Here is a 2,228-nt window from a genome sequence, read left to right on the forward strand (position 1 = left end):
GTGCCGTTACTCCCGGCATGAAGCAACGAGGCTGGGGCCGAATCATCACCACGGCCTCGGCGCATTCGCTGGTCGCGTCTCCCTTCAAGTCGGCTTACGTCGCCGCGAAGCATGGCATCGTGGGACTCACGAAGACGGTAGCGCTGGAACTCGCCCGGTCGAAGATCACCTGTAACTGCATCAGCCCCGGCTACGTCTGGACGCCGCTGGTGGAGAAGCAGATCCCGAACACGATGAAGGCGCGCAACATGGATAGGGATCAGGTGATCAACGACGTCCTGCTCGCCGCCCAGCCGACGAAGGAATTCGTCACGGTCGAGCAGGTAGCTTCGCTCGCGCTGTTCCTGTGCAGCCAGGACGCCGCGCAAATCACTGGTGCCAACCTCTCGATCGACGGCGGCTGGACGGCCGCGTAGAGCCCGCCGAAATGCAGTCGCTGAAACACACGGTGAAGAAGATGGTCGACGGACCGTTACGATAAACCATGAGAAGACAGCAATACCCAACCCTACGACTGCTGCCTCGCCGAACTCAACCAATTCCTCTGGAGAGAAAATCATGAACAAGCGACTAATCGCGAATGTCATTGGCTGTGCTTGCCTTACCCTGGCGTCGGCTGCCGAAGCCCGAACCTCTTACGACGGACCCTGGAATCTCGTCTTCGTTACGCAACGCGGAAGCTGCGATCCGACCTACAATTTCTCAGTGAACATCAACGACGGCGTTGTGACGCATCCCAATCTGGTGAAGTTTAGCGGGTATGTCGGACGATCGGGCGCGGTTCGCGCGTCGGTAACGGTCCACGACAAATACGCATCAGGTTCGGGGAGGCTAACGCGAGACACCGGCCGCGGGATCTGGAGCGGCCACTCAGGAAGTGGGCGCTGCTCGGGATACTGGACCGCGCAACGAAACAACTAGGTGGCAAAGAGCGGGATGAGCCCGAAAGTTGTCTGCGGCGCAGGCCCAGACAACGGCCAGAAGCTCCGAGTGGCCGTACATCGCACAACGAATCGGTACCGAGAAACGCGAGAATGTCTCCCGTCGTGAACGAAGGCGACCGCGAATTCACCGGGCGCCGATCTTAAGTGCTGGCGGCGTGTAAGGGCTGCCGGGCCTGCGAAGCGATCACTCAGCCGCCGGCTCCCTCGCATCCGATTGCGCGCGGGCGTGCAGGGCCCAAGCTGCTGGCCCATGTCCTGTTCGCCAAGTACGGCCTGCACTTGCCGCTCAATCGTCAGAGCGACGTCTACCAGCGTGAAGGCAACGACCTCGATGTCTCGACGCTGGCAGATTGGGTGCGCGGCTCCGCCGCAACCCTGATGCCGCTGGTTGACGCGATCCGGAGCCATGTCTTTGCGGCCGAACACATCCACGCGGACGACACCACAGTGCCGGTCCTGACCAAGGGCAAGACCCGAACCGGCCGGCTCTGGACCTATGTGCGCGACGACCGCCCGTTTGCTGGGCCAGATCCGCCGGCGGCCGTGTTCTTCTACTCGCCGGATCGTGGCGGTGAGCATCCAGAGCAGCATTTGGCGGGCTATGCCGGACTCATGCAGGCCGATGATGACGGACGCCTGTGCATGTCTAACAACGCCGCCGAACGCGAGCTACGGGCTGTCGCCGTGGGCAGAAGAAATTGGACCTTCGCCGGCTCGGATGACGGCGGCCGGCGTGCGGCCCGCGATCTACACCCTCATCGCCACCGCCAAGCTCAGCGACATCGATCCACAGGCCTGGCTCGCCGATGTGCTGGCCCGCCTGCCGGATCATCCCGCCAAGCGCATTCACGAACTCCTGCCTTGGAATTGGCGCCCTCAGACCGTCGCTCACGCCGTCTGAGCGCAATCGGCTATCCGCCCAAAGCGACCTGACCAGGGGCCGTCGCCGGATGCGTACGAATAGGCCATTCGCAAATGCGAAATTGGCCAGTTACGAAACGTTCCGACGGCGACAATTCATACGGGAGAGTGACCTCCGACGGTCAATGATCCCTCCAAGATCGCATTTGGGACCGGGCCATATTAGCGGATCATTCGATCTGACCGACCAAGAACAGGCCGACAAGATGATCGAGATACTCACCGCCATGAAAAGCATTCTCGCAAAGAAAAAGGCCGCCAACCGAGGCGACCTTGGTGTGTATCGAAAACCTAAACGCGGACGTAGTGGTGGTGAAGTCCGCCCAGGATGGCGAGTGAATTGATCAGACCGGTTCGCTGAAC

The 2,228-nt window shown here is 61.2% G+C and carries 1 protein-coding gene and 1 pseudogene; both read left to right on the top strand.

The features are described 5' to 3' along the window. Window positions 1-416, top strand: a 416-nt coding sequence (locus OZ411_RS42735) for an SDR family oxidoreductase (RefSeq protein ID WP_282532766.1), incomplete at its 5' end; no start/stop codon positions are given. Between the two features lie 693 nt (window positions 417-1,109). Next, window positions 1,110-1,845 (top strand): annotated as a pseudogene (locus tag OZ411_RS42740) (transposase); the annotation flags it as partial. Window positions 1,846-2,228: the final 383 nt, after the last annotated feature.

This window comes from Bradyrhizobium sp. Arg237L, assembly GCF_029990105.1.
Lineage (GTDB): Bacteria > Pseudomonadota > Alphaproteobacteria > Rhizobiales > Xanthobacteraceae > Bradyrhizobium.